The sequence below is a fragment of the Dietzia cercidiphylli genome, assembly GCF_039531545.1.
Classification (GTDB): domain Bacteria; phylum Actinomycetota; class Actinomycetes; order Mycobacteriales; family Mycobacteriaceae; genus Dietzia; species Dietzia natronolimnaea.
Genome location: NZ_BAAAQG010000003.1, coordinates 129,180 through 148,777, shown reverse-complemented (window position 1 = coordinate 148,777; position 19,598 = coordinate 129,180). Strand labels below are relative to the sequence as shown.

The 19,598-nt window shown below is 70.7% G+C and carries 21 protein-coding genes and 1 pseudogene; 7 read left to right on the top strand and 15 right to left on the bottom strand.

Features of this window, described 5'->3' with window-relative positions; translation table 11 throughout:
* Positions 1-2: 2 nt before the first annotated feature.
* The 5 genes from ABD250_RS02380 to ABD250_RS02360 form a co-directional block, all read right to left on the bottom strand.
* Entirely contained in the window at positions 3-557 is a 555-nt protein-coding gene (locus tag ABD250_RS02380) for a DUF6286 domain-containing protein (protein WP_344390368.1), read from the bottom strand.
* Positions 554-1,003, bottom strand: a complete 450-nt coding sequence (locus ABD250_RS02375) for an Asp23/Gls24 family envelope stress response protein (RefSeq protein ID WP_017838018.1) — start codon at positions 1,001-1,003, stop codon at positions 554-556. Before ABD250_RS02375 ends, ABD250_RS02380 begins: the two co-directional genes overlap by 4 nt.
* Before the next feature lie 3 nt (positions 1,004-1,006).
* Entirely contained in the window at positions 1,007-1,183 is a 177-nt protein-coding gene (locus tag ABD250_RS02370) for a hypothetical protein (RefSeq protein WP_162845654.1), read from the bottom strand.
* A gap of 84 nt (positions 1,184-1,267) precedes the next feature.
* Positions 1,268-1,798 (bottom strand): Asp23/Gls24 family envelope stress response protein, encoded by a 531-nt coding sequence (locus tag ABD250_RS02365; protein ID WP_176475066.1) that lies wholly within the window; start codon positions 1,796-1,798, stop codon positions 1,268-1,270.
* Positions 1,799-2,001: 203 nt separating this feature from the next.
* Positions 2,002-2,451 carry a hypothetical protein gene (locus ABD250_RS02360; protein WP_344390361.1) on the bottom strand — a complete coding sequence of 150 codons (450 nt, stop codon included), beginning with the start codon at positions 2,449-2,451 and terminating at the stop codon, positions 2,002-2,004.
* 293 nt (positions 2,452-2,744) lie between these two features.
* Between ABD250_RS02360 and ABD250_RS02355 the strand changes: the two genes are divergently transcribed.
* Positions 2,745-2,942, top strand: a complete 198-nt coding sequence (locus ABD250_RS02355; protein ID WP_259846556.1) for a hypothetical protein — start codon at positions 2,745-2,747, stop codon at positions 2,940-2,942.
* On the opposite strand, the pseudogene ABD250_RS02350 reads toward ABD250_RS02355, so the two are convergent.
* From ABD250_RS02350 to ABD250_RS02330, 5 genes and pseudogenes are all read right to left on the bottom strand, one after another.
* Positions 2,926-4,152: pseudogene (locus ABD250_RS02350) on the bottom strand (RNA polymerase sigma factor). The gene ABD250_RS02355 and the pseudogene ABD250_RS02350 overlap by 17 nt on opposite strands.
* Before the next feature lie 7 nt (positions 4,153-4,159).
* Positions 4,160-4,567, bottom strand: a complete 408-nt coding sequence (locus ABD250_RS02345; protein ID WP_095718236.1) for a YciI family protein — start codon at positions 4,565-4,567, stop codon at positions 4,160-4,162.
* A 103-nt stretch (positions 4,568-4,670) separates the two neighbouring features.
* Positions 4,671-6,824, bottom strand: coding sequence for a copper-translocating P-type ATPase (locus ABD250_RS02340; RefSeq protein ID WP_095718237.1), 2,154 nt, complete (start codon positions 6,822-6,824; stop codon positions 4,671-4,673).
* 64 nt (positions 6,825-6,888) lie between these two features.
* Positions 6,889-8,418 (bottom strand): multicopper oxidase family protein, encoded by a 1,530-nt coding sequence (locus tag ABD250_RS02335; RefSeq protein WP_095718238.1) that lies wholly within the window; start codon positions 8,416-8,418, stop codon positions 6,889-6,891.
* Positions 8,411-8,698, bottom strand: coding sequence for an SHOCT domain-containing protein (locus ABD250_RS02330; protein WP_182658765.1), 288 nt, complete (start codon positions 8,696-8,698; stop codon positions 8,411-8,413). Before ABD250_RS02330 ends, ABD250_RS02335 begins: the two co-directional genes overlap by 8 nt.
* Positions 8,699-8,795: 97 nt before the next feature.
* Here ABD250_RS02330 and ABD250_RS02325 point away from each other — a divergent pair, with 97 nt between their 5' ends.
* From ABD250_RS02325 to ABD250_RS02305, 5 genes are all read left to right on the top strand, one after another.
* The gene (locus ABD250_RS02325; protein ID WP_344390938.1) at positions 8,796-9,884 is read left to right on the top strand and encodes an RNA polymerase subunit sigma-70; all 1,089 of its coding nucleotides are present in this window, start codon (positions 8,796-8,798) and stop codon (positions 9,882-9,884) included.
* Positions 9,885-10,006: 122 nt separating this feature from the next.
* Positions 10,007-10,564: a dihydrofolate reductase family protein gene (locus tag ABD250_RS02320; RefSeq protein ID WP_095718241.1), complete on the top strand. Its 558-nt coding sequence runs from the start codon at positions 10,007-10,009 to the stop codon at positions 10,562-10,564.
* Positions 10,565-10,629: 65 nt separating this feature from the next.
* Positions 10,630-10,920: a DUF4287 domain-containing protein gene (locus ABD250_RS02315; RefSeq protein WP_182658762.1), complete on the top strand. Its 291-nt coding sequence runs from the start codon at positions 10,630-10,632 to the stop codon at positions 10,918-10,920.
* Between the two features lie 99 nt (positions 10,921-11,019).
* A complete protein-coding gene (locus tag ABD250_RS02310) occupies positions 11,020-11,922 on the top strand; it encodes an enoyl-CoA hydratase-related protein (RefSeq protein ID WP_182609465.1) in 903 nt (300 codons plus the stop codon).
* Positions 11,923-11,962: 40 nt separating this feature from the next.
* The gene (locus ABD250_RS02305; RefSeq protein ID WP_182658763.1) at positions 11,963-12,718 is read left to right on the top strand and encodes an SDR family NAD(P)-dependent oxidoreductase; all 756 of its coding nucleotides are present in this window, start codon (positions 11,963-11,965) and stop codon (positions 12,716-12,718) included.
* A 19-nt stretch (positions 12,719-12,737) separates the two neighbouring features.
* On the opposite strand, the gene ABD250_RS02300 is transcribed toward ABD250_RS02305, so the two are convergent.
* From ABD250_RS02300 to ABD250_RS02285, 4 genes are all read right to left on the bottom strand, one after another.
* Positions 12,738-13,052 carry a hypothetical protein gene (locus tag ABD250_RS02300; protein WP_141244239.1) on the bottom strand — a complete coding sequence of 105 codons (315 nt, stop codon included), beginning with the start codon at positions 13,050-13,052 and terminating at the stop codon, positions 12,738-12,740.
* A 458-nt stretch (positions 13,053-13,510) separates the two neighbouring features.
* Positions 13,511-14,254, bottom strand: a complete 744-nt coding sequence (locus tag ABD250_RS02295; protein ID WP_344390347.1) for an alpha/beta fold hydrolase — start codon at positions 14,252-14,254, stop codon at positions 13,511-13,513.
* A gap of 64 nt (positions 14,255-14,318) precedes the next feature.
* Positions 14,319-14,930, bottom strand: coding sequence for a hypothetical protein (locus ABD250_RS02290; protein WP_182658446.1), 612 nt, complete (start codon positions 14,928-14,930; stop codon positions 14,319-14,321).
* A 158-nt stretch (positions 14,931-15,088) separates the two neighbouring features.
* On the bottom strand, positions 15,089-17,659 hold the full coding sequence (locus ABD250_RS02285; RefSeq protein WP_344390343.1) for a helix-turn-helix transcriptional regulator: 2,571 nt from the start codon (positions 17,657-17,659) through the stop codon (positions 15,089-15,091).
* A 232-nt stretch (positions 17,660-17,891) separates the two neighbouring features.
* On the opposite strand from ABD250_RS02285, the gene ABD250_RS02280 reads away from it, so the two are divergent.
* Positions 17,892-18,362, top strand: coding sequence for a hypothetical protein (locus ABD250_RS02280; protein WP_344390341.1), 471 nt, complete (start codon positions 17,892-17,894; stop codon positions 18,360-18,362).
* A 278-nt stretch (positions 18,363-18,640) separates the two neighbouring features.
* Here the strand turns inward: ABD250_RS02280 and ABD250_RS02275 are convergent, their stop codons facing one another.
* Positions 18,641-19,303, bottom strand: coding sequence for a DUF559 domain-containing protein (locus ABD250_RS02275; RefSeq protein WP_182659186.1), 663 nt, complete (start codon positions 19,301-19,303; stop codon positions 18,641-18,643).
* Positions 19,304-19,598 lie beyond the last annotated feature (295 nt).

The following is a 19,598-nucleotide window of genomic DNA, read 5'->3' as shown; positions in this document are numbered from 1 at the left end:
TCTCAGCTTCTGCGGTGGGTGCGCACGCGGGGTCGTGACGGGCCGGCCGGGCGCAGTTCGGCCAGCGCCCGTTCCACGGCGTCCTTCGCTCCCCTGGTCACCGGGGCGGGGTCGTCGACCACGGTCGCCACGGCCACGTCGATCCGGCGCCGGCGGACGGCCACGCTCGTACTGTGCACGCCGTCGACGTTCTCGGTCCGCCGTTGGATGCGGCGGGCCAGGTCACGGCGGGAAATGGCGGTCTCGCCCGGGACGTCGTCCTCGAGGACCAGGACGCGCGACGGGCGTCCCGGCACGAGGGCGGCCAGCAGCAGAGCGAGCCCCACCACAGCCAGGACGACGGCGGCGATGCGCATCTCCGTCGATCCGATGCCGGTGCCCGAGATCGAGTCCACCGTGGCGGACGCCGCCGAGGGCCAGGTGCCGTCGACCAGGTAGGTCCCCAGCAGCCAGCTCCCCAGGCCGCCCGCGACCAGGAGCGCTGCGGCGAGCAGTCCCACCGGGATGGCGCGCGGTGGCCGTCTGATCAGTCCGCTTCCGCGGGTCCGTGCACTCATCTCAGTGCTCCTCTCGTCGCGGTCCCGGGGTTGAGCCACGAGATCTCGATGTCCAACCGGCCCACCTGGAGGCCGGTCAACTCGCCGACCCTCTCGCGCACGTACCGGCGCAGGCCTCGGCAGGTGTCGGACAGGTTCACGGGGAACGCGACGCCCACGTCCAGCGTGAGCACGGCGACGGTCCCGTAGAGGTCGCAGGTGGCCGACGGGCGCGAGTCGAAGTCCCGGCGGGCGCCCACCCCCAGCAGACCTCCGGCGGCGCCGCCCACGTGGGTGTACTCGGAGGCGACCTGCTCGGCGATGCGGCCGACGACGGACGCGGGGATGGTGGTGAGTCCGCGCTCGGCGGCCGGCCGGAGCGCCTGGTCCTGCGGTGCGGACTCCTCGACCGCGGCCGGATCCGTGGCGGGCCGGCGACCGGTCTGGTCAGTCTGCGCGGCGGTCACGGGTCACCGCCTCCGGCGATCGGTGAGGCCCTTGATCTCGACGCGTCCCTCCATGGCCAGGCCCACGGCCACACCGATCACGCCGAAGATCAGCACGATGAGGAACTGGCCGATGGAGCCGAACGCGGCGACGGCGCCGAGGAACAACCCCACCAGAAGTGTGAGATGGGTGGTCTTCATGAGAACTCCTCGCTCAAGGGGGTGCGGGGGCGGGCCGGGCGACCCGCCCCCGCGGTGCAGCAGTGGTCGGTGGGTGGGCGCGGATCAGCGCAGCTCGCCGCGCCCGCTCTCGGAGCTGGTGCGGACGTCGTCGCCGTCGTCGTCCTGGGGCAGGCGGACGTCGGCCACGTTGACGTTGACCTCGACGACCTCGAGTCCGGTGGTGCCCTCGACCTGGTCGATGATGTTGCGTCGGATGGCGTTGCCCACGTCGACGATCGAGGCGCCGTACTCCACGACCACCGTCACGTCGATCGCCGTCTGGGTCTCGCCCTTCTCGACGCTGATGCCGCCCGTGACGTTGGTCTGGGCGTTGGGGATGCGATCGGTCACGACCGAGAAGGCGCGTCGCGCGGCGTTGCCCATGTCGTAGACGCCGGGGACCTCACGCGCGGCCATCCCGGCGATCTTGGCCACCACGGCGTCGTCCAGGGTGGTCACGCCGCGGGACGTCTGGAGCGGCCCGCGCGCGGGCTGCTTCTCGACGGACTTCTCCTGCGCCTCGGCCTGCGCGGCCTCGGCGGCCTGCTGCTCGCGCGACTGCTCACGGCCGGTCTTGGGAATTGCGTTCGACATGATTCCTCCTCGCGGGAAGGTCCGGCACCGGGCCGGGCCTTCGATGAACAACTACACAACTAAGACGTCACGAGTCGCCGGATCGTCACGAGAGATCTCGAACTTTTTCTCCGGGGCCTCGATCAGGTTCTCCGGGGCCTCGATCAGGCCGTGAACCTGCTGGTCACAGCGGCCTGGTGCCGGGTGGACGAGCCGTCGCGGCTCTAGTCCGTGATCCCCGGCAGACGATCGATCCGCACGCGCAGGGCACGCTCGGGCTGTCGCAGTCCGAACTCCGCGCGGCCCCGTCGACCGATTCGGGCGCCGCGGCGGGGCCGGGCACTGTGCCCGGGCCGGGCGCTGTGTGCAGTCCGGGCACCGCGGCCATCGGACAGTGACACCGGGGCCCACAGGAGCACCGTGGTCACGACCACGACGAGGGCGAACACCGTCACGGTGAACACCGCGGGCGCCATCCAGCCGCTGCGGGCGTGGAGCACCGCGCCGGCCGCCATCTCCGCTGACGACACGACACCGCCCATGGACGCCCCGAGCGAGACCATGCCGGGTACCAGGGCGACGGCGACCGCGCCGGTGGCGAGTACCGCGAAGCCCGCGAGCCTGAGCCTTCGGCCGGGGCCGGGGCGGGTGCGCGGTCCGGGGAGAGAACTCATGTGCGTTCTCCTTTCAGCGTCTGCCCCTGATTCGGAGACCTACACCACACGGATGGGGGCGCCGGACCCCCACCGCGGGCGCCGCCGCGACCTCCCGACGAGCGAGCCGCGACCTCCCGACGAGCGAGCCGCGACCTCCCGACGAGCGAACAGGTGGCCCCCCTACCCCGGAGGGCGTTGGGGGACTATGGTCATCCGCGTCCACCGTCGATCCGCGTCCTCCGTGGATCCGCGGTCGAGCAACGTGGATATCGAGCAACGCGGATACGCAGTCGAGCCGGAAGAGGAGTTCCATGGCCACCTCCACCATGCCGCCCCAGGTACTGGGGCAGCGGTTGCAGTTGACGACCCTCGAGTTGGGGGTCGGCGCAGCGCTCGCCGCGGTGGCGGTCCTGGGGGTCACCCTGTTCGCGGTGTCGAGCGAATCCGGTCAGTCCTCGCCGGGCGCGGACCGGAACGCCTCCACCGCGGTGGTCAGCCAGGTCCCCTGAGCGCTCCCGCCCTCCGGCCCAGGTAGCGACGCTCGGGGAGCGACGTCGCCGCCTGCGCCGCCAGGCCGTAGAGCTCGGCGGCCGCGGCCCGGTCCCCCGCCAGCTCGTGCAGGTAGGCCTCGGCCGCGGTGCGCCGGGGCAGCGAGCGCGGCACCGGTTCGAGCGCGGCCAACCCCTCTCGCGGCCCCACGGCGTGCCCCACCGCCACCGCGCGGTTCAGTCGGGCGACCGGACTGTCGTTCAGCGCGAGCAGCTCGTCGTACCACTCGACCACCTGCACCCAGTCGGTCGCGGCGGCGGACGGCGCGTCGGCGTGGAGGGCGGCGATCGCGGCCTGCGCCTGGTACTCCCCCACCTCGTTGCGGGCCAGCGCCGCCTGCAGGATCGCCACGCCCTCCGCGATCGCGCGGGTGTCCCATCGGCTGCGGTCCTGCCGGGCCAGCGGGATCAGTTCGCCGTCGTCGTCTCTCCGCGCGGCCCGGCGGGCGTGGTGCAACAGCATCAGCGCGAGCAGTCCCCGCACCTCGGGGTGGTCGATGGCCGCCGACAGTTGCCGGGTCAGCCGCAGGGCCTCCTCCGCCAGGTCCACCTCGCCGGTGTAGCCCTCGTTGAACACCAGGTACAGCACCCGCAGCACGGTGGCCACGTCCCCGGGCCGGTCCAGCCGCTCGCCGGTGATCGTGCGTTTGGCGCGACTGATGCGCTGCGCCATGGTGGCCTCGGGGACCAGGAACGCCCGCGCGATCTGCCGGGTGGTCAGCCCGCCCACCGCGCGCAGCGTGAGCGCCACCGCCGACGCGAGGGGCAGCGACGGGTGGGCGCACAGGAAGTACAGCCACAGGGTGTCGTCGACGTCGCGCTCCGGCCTCTACCCTGCCGCCGGGTCGGCGCCCGGACCGCCGGAGGAGATCGACGACGACGAGCTCACCACCTGCTCGGCCGCAGCCAGTTCCTCGCGACGCCGACGGGCGGCCTCCGCGCGCGCGGCGTCCAGGAACCTGCGCCACGCCACGGCGATCAGCCAGCCGCGGGGATTGCGGGGCGGGCTCTCCGGCCAGGTGCGCTCGGCCTCGAGCAGAGCGTCCTGCACGGCGTCCTCGGCCGCCGCGAAGTCCGCCCCACGGCGCACGAGCACGCCGATCACCCGCGGGGTCAGCTCGCGCAGTTCCTGCCCGTCTGCGGTTGGCCCGGTCTTGGCAGGCCCGTGCATGGCAGGGTCAGCCCTCGAACTCCGGGGGAGCCTCCAGGAAAGGCCGCAGCTCGAGCCACTCGTGGATCGGCTCCCCGCCCGCCCCCGGGGCCGCAGATAGCTCGCCCGCGAGCTCGAGGGCCCGCTCGTAGCTGGCGGTCTCGATGATCATCCAGCCGGCGATGAGGTCCTTGGTCTCGGGGAACGGGCCGTCGGTCAGCGGCGGGCGGCCCTCGCCGTCGTACCGCACCCACGTCCCCGACTCCGACAACGCGTTGGCGTCGACGAACTCGCCGGACTCCTCCAGCCGAGCGGCGAAGTCGTTCATGTACTGGATGTGGGCGGACACCTCCTCGGGCGCCCACTCGGTCATGGGCACGTTATTGGGTGGCTCCGGGGCACCCCGGTAGTGCTTGAGCAACAGGTACTTGGCCATGGCGATCCTCCTCGTACTGTGCGACCCAGTGTGGTCGCTGCACTAGGGGGACGGAACCGGATCCGGGTTCTCGACATGAGCGACCAGATCGGTCACACCGTGGTCATGTGCGGGCCAATCGTGCCGGGTCGAGGTCGAGGCGGCGCAACAGCTGGGCGTTGAGCGCCACCACGATGGTCGAGACAGACATGAGGATCGCCGCGACCGCGGGGGAAATCGCCACGCCGACAAAGGCCAGAACCCCGGCGGCCAACGGCACAGCGATGACGTTGTACCCCGTTGCCCACACCAGGTTCTGCCACATTTTGCCGTAGCTGGCATGGGAGAGGTCGATGATAGACAGGACCGCCCGCGGGTCGTTCGCGGCGAGCACCACCCCGGCGGATTCGATGGCCACATCGGTCCCGGCACCGATCGCCACGCCCACATCAGCGCGAGCCAAGGCGGGGGCGTCATTGACCCCGTCGCCGACCATCGCCACCCTGTGCCCGCGCTTCTGGAGCTCGGTGACCTTGGCGTCCTTGTGCTCGGGAAGCACCTCGGCGAACACCTCGTCAATCCCGAGGTCCGTGGCCACGGCGTCCGCGACCTGCTGGGCGTCGCCGGTGATCATGGCGACCGAGACCCCACGGGCGTGCAGGGCGTCGATCGCCTGCCGGGACTCCTCCCGCACGGCGTCCTCGAGCGCGACGGCCCCCAGGATCCGGTCACCTTCGGCGACGTGCAACACCGACGCCCCGCGCGACACCCACTGCTCGGTCACCTCCGCGACGTCGGTGGGAATCGACAACCCCAGTTCGTTGAGCATGGCGGGACCGCCGACGCTGGCCTCGGTGCCATCGACACGGGCGCGGACCCCACGGCCTGGCAGGGACCGGAAATCGGTGGCGGCGATCCGCTCGCCGGCCGGCACCCGGTCATCGGCCGCCGCGACGATAGCCCGGGCGACGGGGTGTTCACTGTCGGCCTCGACCGCCGCCGCCAACGCCAACACCCGCTCCCCGGTGACCCCGCGCGCGGCGGTGACTCCCGTGACCCGGTGCTGGCCCTCGGTCAAGGTGCCGGTCTTGTCGAACAGGACCACATCGACGGTGCGCATGCGTTCGAGCGAGAGCCGGTCCTTGACCAACACCCCGGACCTGGCCGCTCGTTCGGTGGAGATCGCGATCACAAGTGGAATAGCCAACCCCAGCGCGTGGGGACAGGCGATCACGAGCACGGTCACCGTGCGCACCACGGCCTCGTCGACGTTGCCGAGCAACGCCCAGACCGCAAACGTGAGGATGCCCACGACCGTGGCGAAATAGAACAGGAACGCCGCGGCCTTGTCTGCCAGAGCTTGCGCTCGGGACGAGGAGGCCTGGGCGTCGGCGACCATCCGCTGGATGCCGGCCAGAGCCGTGCTCTCGCCCACCGCGGTGATCCGAACCCTCAGCGCGCTGTCCGTCGCAACGCTTCCGGCGACCACGGTGTCGCCGGCTTCTCTGGTGACCGTCTTGGATTCGCCGGTGATCATCGATTCATCGACTTCGGCACGGCCGTCGGTGACCGTGCCGTCGGCGGGCACCCGCGCTCCTGCGCGCACGAGCACCAGGTCCCCCAACTCGAGGTCCGGAAGCGGAACTGCGACAGTCCCGGAATCCGTGATCTTCTCCGCCGAGTCCGGCAGCATGGCCGCCAGCGCATCGAGGGCTCCCGAGGCCGAGCCGAGCGCGCGCATCTCGAGCCAGTGCCCGAGCAGCATGATCACGATAAGCAGCGCCAGTTCCCACCAGAAGTCCAGCTCGAACCCGCCGAGGCCCAAGGTGGTGATCCAGGAGGCGACAAAGGCGACAGTGATCGCCATGGAGATCAGCAGCATCATCCCCGGGCGGCGCGAGCGGAGTTCGGCCCAGCCGCCCGTGAGGAACGGGGTGCCGCCGTAGAGGAAGATCACCGTGCCCAGCACCGGGGCGATCCACATGGCGCCGGGGAAATTCGGCATGGTGTAGCCGAGCAGATCGGCGACCATGTGGCTGAAGTACACCACCGGGATCGCCAGCACCAGCGACGCCCAGAAGCGACGGCGGAACATCTCCCCGTGTGCCCCGTGCCCAGCGTGTCGATCGTGGCCCCCGTCCTCGCCGTGCCCGCCCGGCCCGACATGGGCGACGTGCTCGCCGTGCTCGGCGGGGGGCGGGCTGTGAACCTCGGCGCCGTGGCCGTGTCTGGTCGGCGCCGGGTTCGGTTGCGCGGGTCCGTGTTCCGGATGCGACATCAATAGCCTCCTGGGAGTGGCGGGGCTCAGGGGTTCGGCTGTCTTGGGTGTTTCAGGGTGTTCACTAGGCCAGGTAGGACAGGGTGGTCATCATCCCGGCCTCCTGGTGATAGGCGTTGTGGCAGTGAAGCGCCCACTGGCCGGGGTTGTCGGCATCGAATTCGATCTCCACGGTGCGCATCGGTCTGATCGTGACGGTGTCCTTGCGCAGCCCGGTATCGGGCAGAGCGAAGGTGTGTCCGTGCAGGTGCATGGGGTGGAACATGTCCGACATGTTGCGCATCCGCATACGAACCCGTTGCCCTTCGTTGACGTCCAACGACGTGATGTCGGGGTGAGCGCGGCCGTTCAGGGTCCACCTGTACGGCGACATGGTCCCGCCCATGTCCAGACTGTGGTAAACATCGTGCCCCTTCTCTTCCAGTCGGACGTCCGCGCGAGGCGCCAGATCGGTGCCGAACAGCACCTGCCGGTCCAGCTCGTCGGGTCGGGACCGGGTAGGCAGGTCGCCCGCAGCGGTGCGCACCAGTGCCTGCCCGTGACCGGTCTTGCCCTCGGCCTGCGCGAACAACGGGAAGACGCCGTCGCCGAGGGTGACGAGCACATCGAACCGCTCGCCCATCCCGACCATCAGTGCATCGGTATCCTGCGGCACGACCGGGAAGCCGTCGGTGTGGGTGATGGTCATCCGGTGCCCGCCCAGGGCCACGCGGAAGGCGGTATCAGCACCGGCGTTGATGAGGCGGATACGCGCTCGCTCCCCGGGTGTCGCGTTGAACACCATCGGGTCCTCCGGGACCCGCCCACTGACCAGGTAGAGCGGATAGCTCACGTCCCCGGCGCCGCCGAGCATCGGCGAGAGCATCGTCTCGGAACCCGTGTCCGTGGCGCCCATCCCTCTCATGCCGCCGTGGTCCATCGCGCCCATTCTTCCCATCCCAGATCCGCTGCCCATACCTGCGGCGTCACCGATGCCCAGGTCGCGGGCAACATCGTCGGGGGTGCGACCGGTGCCGTCGAGCCAGTCGTCGAGCACCACGATCCACTCGTGCTCATGGTCACCGGGCTCGTTCGGGTCGTCGACGATCAGGGGCCCGTAGAGTCCGCGGTCGAGTTGGAGCCCGGAGTGCGAATGATAGAAGTACGTGCCCGCGTGCGGGACGGTGAACTCGTAAGCGAACCGACCGCCGGGGGCGATGGGGTCCTGAGTCAGGCCGGGTGCCCCGTCCATGTCGTTGCTCAGTGCCAGTCCGTGCCAGTGCACGCTGGTTTCCGCCGGCAGCTGGTTGTCCACCTCCACCTTGAGCAGATCCCCGACACGGGCACGCAGTAGCGGCCCGGGCAGGCTAGGGTCGTAGCCCCAGGTGGAGACGACGCGTCCACCGAGATCCACGTCGACCGGACGCGGCGTCAACCGCGCTGAGACCACCCGTTGGCCCGCGCTGCGGCGCGCCAGCTCGGCACGACGGACAGCGTCCGACAAGGGCTGCACGGGGGTACCGGTCGGCGGGCCCGCTCCGGAACAGGCGACGAGCGCCCCGGCCCCGGCGAGGGCTGAACCGAGGAGGAAGGACCGGCGGGTCAGCTCAGACACGGGGCCGCCCGTGCTCGGGTTTCGTCGGTACGGAGTTGCCGGAGCGCGTCAGCTCCTCTCGGCGGGCCACGAACTCGTCGGAGCCGATCTCTCCGCGGGCGAAACGCACTTCGAGCACTCGAAGCGGATCGGCCTCCGGCGCGGTGCGTCCGTGCCCCCCGGAACGGTCATTACGGAACATCATGGCCAGCATGGACAGCAGTGCCGCCCAAAACACGAGCATGCACACCGCCATGATGATCCACCCGGTGGCACTCAGCTGACCCGACCAGCCCATCATGGTCGTCACCGTCCTTCGGTTGGTGACATCAGCATCGCGCGTGCACGCACCAGTTCAGGTAGAGGTCGCGTGAAGTTTTGATCAAGAAGGCCGGCCGCTGCATCGGCGGTGGACACTGTCCCCCGGAACCTGTCGCCCGGCCGCCGAACCACACCACAATTCCGCACCCCAGGCGGACAATGACCGCGTGAACACGACCGAGGCGGAGACCTACCGCCGCGAGATCCTCGGCTACTGCTACCGCTACTTCGGCTGTATCGCGGAGGCCGAAGACGCAACGCAGGAGACGATGCTGCGTGCGTGGAGGGCGCGGGATGGCGCCGAATTCGGCGGCCGCTCGTCGCTGCGTACGTGGCTGTATTCCATCGCCACCCACGTCTGCCTGGACATGGCTCGCGCGCCGCAGCGACGCAGCCTTCCGGTGGACCTCAACGAGCCCGGCCGCGTCCCAGACGACCCCACGTCGCTGGCCACCATGCCCGAGCAGATGTGGATCGGCCCGGCGAGCGACGCCCATCTCGGCGTCGACCCGTCCGCCACCGCCCTCGCCCGCGAATCGGTCCGGCTCGCCTTTGTCGCCGCGCTGCAGTTCCTGCCACCCCGGCAGCGGGTCGTGCTGATCCTCCGCGATGTCCTGGTGCTCTCGGCGGCGGAGTGCGCGGACCTCCTCGACATGTCCGTGGCCTCGGTCAACTCCGCACTCGCCCGGGCGCGCAAGACCATGGCCCAGCACGGGGCCACTCTCCCAACCGACACCGCGGACGACGCCCCCGCCTACGACACCCGGCTTCTCGAGAAGTACGTCGCCGCCTTCGAGGCCTACGACGTCGACCGCCTAGTCGACCTGCTCACCGAGGACGCGGAGTTCAGCATGCCGCCGTTCGAGCTCTGGCTCCGCGGCCCCGCGCAGATCGAGCGCTGGTGGCGCGGCCCCGGGCAGGTGTGCCGCAACTCGCGGACCATCGTCACCTCCGCCAACGGCCGTCCGGCCGTCGCGGTCTATCACGACGGCGGCGGTCGAGACGAGAGCCGAAACGACGCCGGCGTTCGCGACTCCAGCGCGGCTCGATGGGAGCCGTTCGCGATCCACGTCCTGGAGTCCCGCGCCGGCCGCCTCTCGGCCCTCACCCACTTCATCGGCGCGGGCCACTTCGCCGAGTTCGGCCTGCCCGCCCACCTGCCGTAGGGAGAATCCCCGCCGCACCGATCACTTTCGGCGCCTCGCACCGTCTACCCCTGTGAGGACGGTCCTTCGGGCCCCGAGCACCTGCTCGACCGGGCCCCCGAGTCCCCTCAGGAGGGATCATCATGAGCCGCACGATCACGGCCCACATGTTCTCCACGCTCAACGGCGTGACGGAGCATGCCGAGCACTGGCAGTTCGACGCCTTCGGACCCGAGGAGATGGAGTTCATGCAGAAGATGACTGCCGCGACCACGGACCTGGTGCTGGGCCGCACGCTCTGGCAGGAGTGGTCCGGTTACTGGCCCGGTGCGCAGGACCCGTTCGCCGAGTGGGTCAACCCGGTCCGCAAGCACGTGCTCACCTCCACCCTGACGGGCGAGCTGCCGTGGAACAGCGTTATCGCCACCGGTGATGCGGCCGGGTACCTCGGGCAGCTGCGGCAGGAACCGGGCGGCGACATCGCGATCGCGGGTGGCGTGGAGACCACCAGGAGGCTGGTGCTGGCGGGCCTGGTGGACGAGCTCACGCTGACCATCCACCCGGTGATCTCCGGTGAGGGCCGCAGGCTCTTCGACGAGTCCGTCCCCACGACGCGCCTGCGTCTGTTGAACTCGACGCAGACCCAGGCGGGCAACATCGTCGCGACCTATGCCCTGCGCTCGGACTCCGCGGACGCCTGACCGGACCCACTCGCTCATCACCCGAAACCCATCACCCCGCCGCCTATCGATCAGAGGAGAATCCGATGTCCTTCCAGGCGTATCTCGACATCATCGAAACCAAGACCGGGCTGACGCCGCGGCAACTCGTGGATCAGGCGACCGAACGCGGTTTCGGCCCCGGCACCAAGGCCGGGCCGATTCTGGAGTGGTTGAAGAACGACTACGGGCTCGGCCGCGGCCACGGCATGGCGCTCGTCCACGTGATCACCAAGGGGCCTCAGATCAGCTCGAAGCACGTCGGCTCCACCGGTTCACACGCCGACGCGACCGACATGCTCTGGCTCGATGGCGCGGCCACCAACCCGAACCGCTGAACCCGGATCCTCCCCCGTCGAGCCGGCGGCGAGTATGCGCAGCCGGTCAGTATCGGATCCCGGCCCCACCACCCGCCACCGCGGGTAGCGTCCGTCACCATGCAGCCCTCGCCCGACCAGGCACCCGAGACCGCAGCCGACCAGCGAGAGGTCGTCCTCGAGCGCCACGACGACGTCGCCGTGATCAGGCTCAACAGCCCCGATCGGCTCAACGCGGCGACCACGCGGAACCTCACCGACCTCGTCGCCGCCCTCGACGCCTGCGACGCCGACGACGACATCCGGGCCGTGGTGCTCACCGGCACCGGGCGGGCGTTCTGCGCGGGGGCCGACATCTCGGGCGGGGGCGACACCTTCGCCGTCGATCCCGGCCAGGACACCGGCAACCCCCCGCCGGACACGGGCGGCCTGGTCTCGCTACGCATCTTCCGGATGACCAAGCCGATTATCTCGGCGATCAACGGCTCGGCCGCGGGCGTCGGGGTGACCATGACCCTGCCCACCGACGTGCGTATCGCCGCGGACCACGCCAAGTTCGGGTTCGTCTTCACGCGACGAGGGTTGGTGCCGGAGGCGTGCTCCACCTGGTTCCTGCCCCGCATCGTGGGCATCTCCACGGCGGTCGAGTGGACTGTCGGCGGCAGAACCATCCTCGCCGGCGAGGCCCTGGAGCGCGGCCTGGTGCGTGAGCTGCTGCCCGCCGACGAGGTCCTCCCCCGCGCCATCGAGATCGCCCGCGAGCTGACCCGCGGCACTGCCCCGGTGTCGGCGGCGCTGACCCGCCAGCTCATGTGGCGGATGCTCGGCGCTCCCGACCCCGAGGTGGCCCACCGCGCCGAGTCCATCGGAATCTACACCCGCGGCACGTCCGCCGACGTCCGCGCCGGCGTCTCCGCGTTCCTGGCCAAGGAGGAGCCGGACTTCCCGGACCGCGTCTCGGACGGCCTGCCCGACCTCTTCTCACCTGAGCTACTTCCCTCACTGCCTCGCCGCATCATCTGACCGGTTCCACCGCCACCCCCCACCTCGGAGAGGACTCCCCATGACTTCTGTCGACCTCACCGGTCGCGTCGCGATCGTCACCGGATCGACCGCCGGCCTCGGCGCCCGATTCGCCCATGTGCTCGCGGACGCGGGCGCGACAGTCGTCGTGACCGGGCGGCGTACCGAGAGGATCGAGGAGGTCGTCGACGCGATCAGCCGACGCGGAGGCAGCGCGCACGGCGTTCGGCTGGACGTCGCCGATCCGGCCTCCGTCGAGTCCTGCCTCACGGAGGTGACCGAGCGTCTCGGCGCTCCCCGGATCCTGATTAACAACGCCGGCATCCCCGATGCGCAGCGCGCACACAAGATGCCACTGGAGCTCGTGCACGCCGTGTTGGACACCAATATCCGTGGCCCGTGGCTCATGGCGACCGGGGTGGCCCGACGGTTGATCGTGGCCGAAACCCCGGGCCGGATCGTCAACATCTCCTCGATGGCCGCGTACCACTACGCCGGGAACGGGGCCGCCCTCTATGCCACGACCAAAGCGGCACTCAGTCGGATGACGGAGGCCCTCGCCGTGGAGTGGGCGCGCAATCTCATCAACGTCAACGCCATCGCGCCGGGAGTCTTCGAGTCGGAGATGACCGACGGGATGCTCGAGCGGGTCGGCGACATCGCGCCCGGGTTCCCGCGGAAGCGACTCGGCGTACCCGAACAGCTCGATTCCACGCTGCTCTACCTCGTCTCGGACGCGTCAGAGGCGGTCACCGGGACCGTCATCAAGATCGACGACGGGCAACTCCCCCGCTGAGTCAGCCGCCGCGCACCTGTCACCGATCAGCTCCGGACGCGTACTCCGACGCCAGCTGCCGCAGTGCGTCGTGGTCGCCTCCCAACAGGTTTACGGGTGGGCGCATGCCGGGCAGGGCGACCGACGGCAGGGTCCACCAGGAGGTCGCAGCTTCCGGATAGCGACCGGCGTCCAGCACCCGGTTGATCGCGCAGATGATGTTGTTCGGGTCGCGCGGATCGAAGTAGTCCAGTTGGAATCGCGGGTAGACCCATCTCCGGTCGCCGCGGAGCGCGATCAGGCGGCCGTCTCGCGCGAACGTCCGAAGTGCGTCGGCGGCGGTGGATTCGGACAACACTCCGCGCCGCGCGAGGGCCTCAGCCGCTTCGACCGAGCACATCACAGGCACTTGCAATGTGGCACCCCGCGAGACTGAGACCGCAACGGCACGGGCACGACGAGCGGCAGTAGCGCCACCTCCGGCACGCGGTGCCGCGGGTCCCCGGAGCAGGTCACCGTCCGGCGCCCGGACCGTCTTCACGGCCCTGTCGATCTGCCCGGCGACCCGGCCGAACGCACTGCGACGATGCACTTCCCGCAGGACGACGTCCGAGAAGACCTGGTCGTCGAGCTCCCTCAACGCGCGATTCGCCCTGTCCCCCGGCGCGACGGATCTCTGGGACAACGGTCGATTCCGAGAAGTCATTGACGACCACCCCGCCTTCTGGGGAAGAACTCTAGACCGTCCGGGGGGTTGCGGCGAGGAGCAGTGTCGGCACGATGCTGCGCTCGGCGACCCGAGAATGTCCCGCATCAGGCCTCGGTGCGGCGCCACCAGTCGCTGATCGCGGTGGCCAACTCTTCAGGCGTCTCCACCGGCAGCATGTGCCCGGTCTCCCGGATCTCCACGTAGGCCACCGCCCGGGCGCCCTTGCTGCTGGCGCCCGCACCACCGCCCCCGGCACCGTTTGCCTCGGCCCACCTGCGCTGTTCCTCGGTGGGCACCACCTGGTCGTGTGATGCCCCCACGATCAGGACCGGGCAGGGCGCCTGCGCGGGGAAGGTACTGCGGTCCGGCCGTGCGCCCAGGGCCACCGAGTGCGCGGCGAACCGCTCCGGCCCGTACCCGCGCGCCGCGCGCAGCCGCTCGGCCCTGACCTGCGGGTCGTGGCCGCGGTCGCCGTAGTACACCGCCTCCATGCCGTCGAGGGCGATCTCCTCGTACTCCCCTGGACTCAGATCCGCCGCGCGGGCGGCGCGCGCCGCGGCTGCGTCCGGGTCCTCGGCACCCACGGGCGCGGTGACCAGGACGAGGCCGGCCAGCAGGGACGGGTGCCGCTCGGCGAGGTGCATGGCCACCACGCCGCCGAGGGAATGTCCGACGACGACGCTGCCGGTAGCGATCTGTCGGGCGGCCTCGTCGACGAGCGCGTCGAGGTCGGGCTCGGCCGGCAGATCGAGGGCCGTGGTGTTCCATCTCTCCGGCAGGGCGCGCAGGGTCGGGTCCCATGACTGCGCGTCGCCGTGGAGGCCGGGGAGAAAGACAAGACTCGTCATGTCGCGACCCTACGCGCGACGGCCGCGAGCGACGCGGTGTCTGTGAAGGGCCGCATCGGCTGGCTCACACGATCCTCAACTCGGCATGGGATTGCGAGAGCTCATAGGTCTTGACCAGCCAGAACGCGGCAAACGCGTACAGCGCCGCCGCCTCCCCGGCGAACAGGGCCACAGACGGCCCCACCACCCAGGCGACGAGAACCGCCGCGCCCGGGAACGCAACGACCAGTACGGCCAGGACCCGGTAGACCGCGCGATACCTGCGCTGCTGGTCCGGATCCGAAAGGGATCCGAGGGTCTCCTGCCCGTAGAAGAAGATCGACAGCGCGGCCAGGACGAAGAACCCCACCGCGGCCACCGCGTGAACGGCACCCGCCACGGTGAGCCCGGGCAGAGACGAGTCTCCCGTCGGGACCAGCGCCACCACGATGGATAGGACGCCGGCTCCGTTGAGCAGCGCGTTCTCTCCGCGGGTGTAACCGCGGTAGGCCACCAGCGCGACGCCGATCGCCACGAGTATCCCCACGAAGAGACTCCGGGCCGGCGAGTAGTAGAAGGCGCTGAGTGAGCCCATCATCGTCACACCGGGGTCGAGAGCCACCCACAGGAGGAGGGCCGCCGGGAGGATGAGCGCACCAGCGGCGATGACCATCCGGAGCACGAAATAGGTCTCCACGATGTAGGCCGCGGGCGCCGCGCAGAAGGTGGCCGGATCGCCCTGGACCGGATCGCTCGGTGCCGGATTCCTCGGCGCTTGATTTGCCGGCGCTGGGTTCCTCGGCGCTGGATTCCTCCGTGACTGACGCATGCTCACACCTCGACTCTGTCGCCCGTTCACCCTCGCAGTCGGGTGCTGGTCTTGGTGTAGATCCGGTTGAGGTGACCCTCCACGGTCCGCTTGGACAGGTGGAGTTCGTCCGCGATCTCGGCGTTGGTCAACCCCTGCCCCACCAATTCGGCGACCTGGGACTCGCGGCGGGTCAGCGTGACCCCGGGCGGGACCCATCGGGCGGGACCTCCCAGTCCGGTGAGGCCGGCCAGCGACCCGCTGATCTCGGTGGTCGCGAGCATCCGCTCGGCCAGGGTGTGGTGCTGTGATCCCGGGGTGGCGAGGGTGCGGGCGCGGTCTGCGGCCGCTGCGGCCACCATGAGCAGACCGTGTCCACTGGCTCGCTGAGCCGCATCGATCAATCGCCGGGGGTTGTCGGCCAGGTTGGCAGCGGCCAGGTCGCGCACCAGCACCGGTACATCCCCACTGACCTCCAGCTCGGCCACTATCCGGCAGCTCTCCGGATCGGCCATCAACACCCCGGCCAGGGCGGCGCGCACAGCGGAGCCGAGCAGTCCGTCGTCGACGAGGGAGCGGACGATGCCGAGCGCCTCCTCGCTCCGACCGAGGCAGAACAGCACCCCCGCTTCGGCTCCGCGGATCTCCGGCCCGACCGGCGAGTTGGCATACCCGTGGACGGCGCGTAGGCGCCGCAGCTGCTCTTGCGCGGTCGCGGTCTGCCCGGACAGGGCCGAGACGAGCGCGTACAGGGAGATGGCACGCGGGAGAAAGTCCTCGGGGCCGTCCACCGCGATGGTGTCGAGTGCATCGGACGCGGCGCTCACGGCCGACGGCAGGTCGCCGGCGGCCAGGGCGATCTCCGCGTCGGCGACCCGGCGCATGCCGTGGTCCAGGCGCACGGAGTCGTCCTGCTCGACCGCCACGAACGGCGCGAGTTCCGCGAACAGCGCATTGACGCCGAAACCGTGCAGGACCACGTACAGCAGCGCCGCGAGGTACTCCTCCGACGCCCACGCGTGGTGGTCCACCGTGCGCGACTGGCGGGCCAGCCGCCGCAGGACGGCCAACGCGGCGTCGGACTGCCCGAGCGCGTCCAGCGCCAGGGCGTGGATCGCCTCGAGGCGCCGCTCCCACTCGGCTGACAGGGGCGCGGGGTGCGGTAGTCCGGGGTGCAGGGGTGCGGGATGACCGGGGGCGGCGTCAGTCTGTGGCGCGCCGAGTTCGGCGTGTGCCCGGGCCGCCTCCCGGTACCGCCCGGCGTAGGACAGGTGCACCACGGTCAGCGCGTCCAGCACCGAGTGAGCGGGGTGGCCCGGCGTCAGGAATCCGCGGGCCGCCTCGATCAAGGGCAGCGAGTTCTCCGGACCCCGGTCGCGGTAGTGCGCGAGGTCCGCCCGGGCCGTCACGTTGTCGATCAGCAGCCGGGTGAAGTCGTGCCCACCCGGCTCGCCGTCGTCACCACGCGGTCCGGCCGCTGCCCGCAGACACTCCAGCGACCGCTCGAACATGACGGCCGCCTCCTGCACCCTGTCGAGCAGCCGCAGGCAGGAACCCGCGACCAGCGCGAGCTCGGCCTGCTGCAGCGGCGTCATCTCCAGACCCGCACGCTGGGCGGCCTCGGACAACTCGACGCCGGTGCGGTAGTCGTGGGCGTCGAGCGCGGCGCGGGCCGCGGCCAGGGCGGCGGGGGCGTCCACTCGTTCGGCATGTGTGGCGGGTGTCTCGGACAGCGCCCACAGCACGATGGTCGGGTCCGGCGGGACGATCCCCGGGAGAGCGAGCACGGCGTCGTAGGCGTCACTGCGCCGACGGTGATCCGCGGCGGCCCGCAGCGCAGCGGCCAGAACGGGCGGTTGCACGATGAGCACCTGCGCGCCGTCGTGCTGGACCTCCGCCACGAGCGCCCGGGCCACCAGGTCGCTTGCCACCTCGCAGCCGTGGAGCCGCTCGAGGTCCTGGATCCTGATGCGGCGGGCGAGCGCGACGGTGGTAAGGGCATCGGTCACGGGATCGAGACCTCCGGGACCGACGACGCCGGGACCGGTGCCACCGGCGCCGATCCACAGCTGCGGGTCCACCGCCACGCCCGCGATCGCCGTGGCCGGATCCACCGTCAACTCCACCCGGTCGCACGTGCGTCGGGTCAACCCGCGGGTCGCCAGGTCGTCGTAGGTGGCGCGCAGGGCGGTGAGATTGCCGTGGGAGCAGGCCCACAGCGCCTCGACCAGCCGCGCCGAGAGCGGCGCTCCGACGGCCGCCGAGACCGCGGCTTCCGACTGACCGCGCGTGAGGTTCCGCAGCGGAAGCCGAGTGGTGCGGGCGCTCACCACCTCGCGGTACCCGGACAGTAGGGCCGCGCCCACCCTGGCCGAGGCCACCAGCACCGCGCCGTCGGGCAGCGCTCGGTGCGCACCGGCTCTGTCCAGGTCATCCCACACGGAGACCGGGATTCCGGCAGCGCGCAGTCCGGCCGCGATGTCGGCAGCGCACCGGCTGGCACCCGCGCCCGGTGGCCCCACCACCAGCACACCGCGCCGGGTGTCGACGCACAGCGCGACCGCGCGGGCCACGGTGTCCGCACGCAGCACCGCCCGGGCCTTTCTCCACGTGGGCACCAGATCCACCTCCAGTCCGGCCGCGTCGGGGCACTGAGGGGCACCACGTCCGCGTGAGGGCGCGACGAGCGCACTGCGCCACGGGAAGAACCCGGGAACCGAGCGTCACTGCACCGCAGCAAAAATCAGGTGTGCCGCACTCTATCGACACCTGTCTGTTGCGTCAGACGATAGGCGCATCTTGTCCGAGTCGCTCCACGAGGGTGCGACCGCCGACCCGAGAGGCCCGTACGTGAGCCGACCGCTCTCCGTCTCGATCGCATCCTGGATCTGGGTGTTCTGTGGCGTGTTCACCACGGTCACCATCGCCAGCCTCGTCACCGGAAGCAACATTCTGGCGCTGGTCGCGGGGTTCAGTGTCGAGGAAGCTGGTCGCGGCGGGGCGGGCTTTGGCGGCGCCGAGGCTGGCGAGGCCGAGGCGCTCGGCTGGTACGGCTGGATCCTCGCGACCGGACTGTTCGCCGCCATGGTGGTGCAGGTGGTGGCCGCCGTGAAGCTCCGTGACGGCGCGCGCTGGAGCCGGGCCCTGTTGACGGCCGCCGCGAGCGTCTCCCTGATGGCCGTGCTGTACGACCCGACCCTGTGGTCGGCCTGGGTGCTGCTCATCGCCAACGCCGTGGCCCTGGTCCTCACCTACGACGACAACGCGCTCGACTACCTGGAGGCACAGCCGGAGCGACTGGTGTCGGCGGGACGCTACTGAGGTTTTCGCTTTTCGACGAGCGGGCACGCGGCGGGCTCGGTTCGGCGGGAGGCGGCTCGGCGCCGGCGGCGGCTCGGCGGGCTCGGTTCGGCGGACAGCGGCTCGGCGCCGGGCGCAGCCGCCCGCACCCGCCCGACCCGCCCGACCCGCCCGATCCGCCGAGGGGTCGATCCCGCTCACGTTTTCCCAGGTCACTTTTCCCGGGAACGCGCATTCTCGACCACTCGACGGAGGCGCGGTTGCCAAGTTGAGTCCGGATGCCAGGTCGAGGGGTCTTCTCAGCTCAGCGCGGCGCGCAACAGGGCGGCGAGCTCATGGGGACGACGGTAGAGGAGCGTCGCCGTCACGGTGATGACCGTCCAGCCGGCCGCGCGCAAGCGGTTCAATCGGCGGACGTCGTTTCCGTGCTGCGCGGCGTCCCGGTGGCCTGCTCCGTCGTACTCCACCGCGACCTTGCGTTCCGGGAAGGCGAAGTCCAGACGGTACGGCAGTCCCGGGGTGCGGTACTGGACTCGGAACCCGGTCAGCCCGAGGTCGATCAGGAACAGCCGCAGGCGCGTCTCCATGGGCGATTCGGTCAGCGGCTCCACCATCGCGCAGCGCTCGAGAGCGATCCTGCGGCCCCGCAGCCCCGGATGCCTGGCGAGCAGCGTCGGCAGCGAATGTCTGACGTCGTAACCCGGCCCCATCCGCGAGGCGCCATCCAGTGCGATCACCGCCTCGGACTTCTCCGCGTGCCTCGCCAGGTCGAACAGTGCCCATTCCGGGCTGGCGAGACGAAGGGGTGCGCCGTCGGCGTCGAGGATGGTGTCCACCTGATCCTCCGGGATCTCGTACCGGCGCGCGACGATCCCCTCCCGCCGCACCCGCTTCCCGCCGACTGCGAGTTCGATCGAGTACTCGGCCGGAACCCACGGATGGCCGTGGATCGCGGCAGCCACCCACCCGGTGGCCACCGCACCCGGGCAGGCCAGTGTTGCCGCAGCCAGCCGCGTGATCGGCGTGGTGACGGTATTCGCGGGTTCCCATATGCCGTGGTGGGCTCTGCGGTATCCGTTCGTGACCCGGTGCGTCCCCTGGGTCGCAAGCAGATCGCCGCGACGTCGCGGGCCGTTCGGTGGTGATGCCATGCGGAGACTGTCGCGTATCGCGGGCGGTCCCTGCTCCGGCGAGCAGCCCGTTCGGAGCTGCGTTGTGGAGAGACCGCAAGCCTGGGAAAAGTGCGCGCTGGTCGGC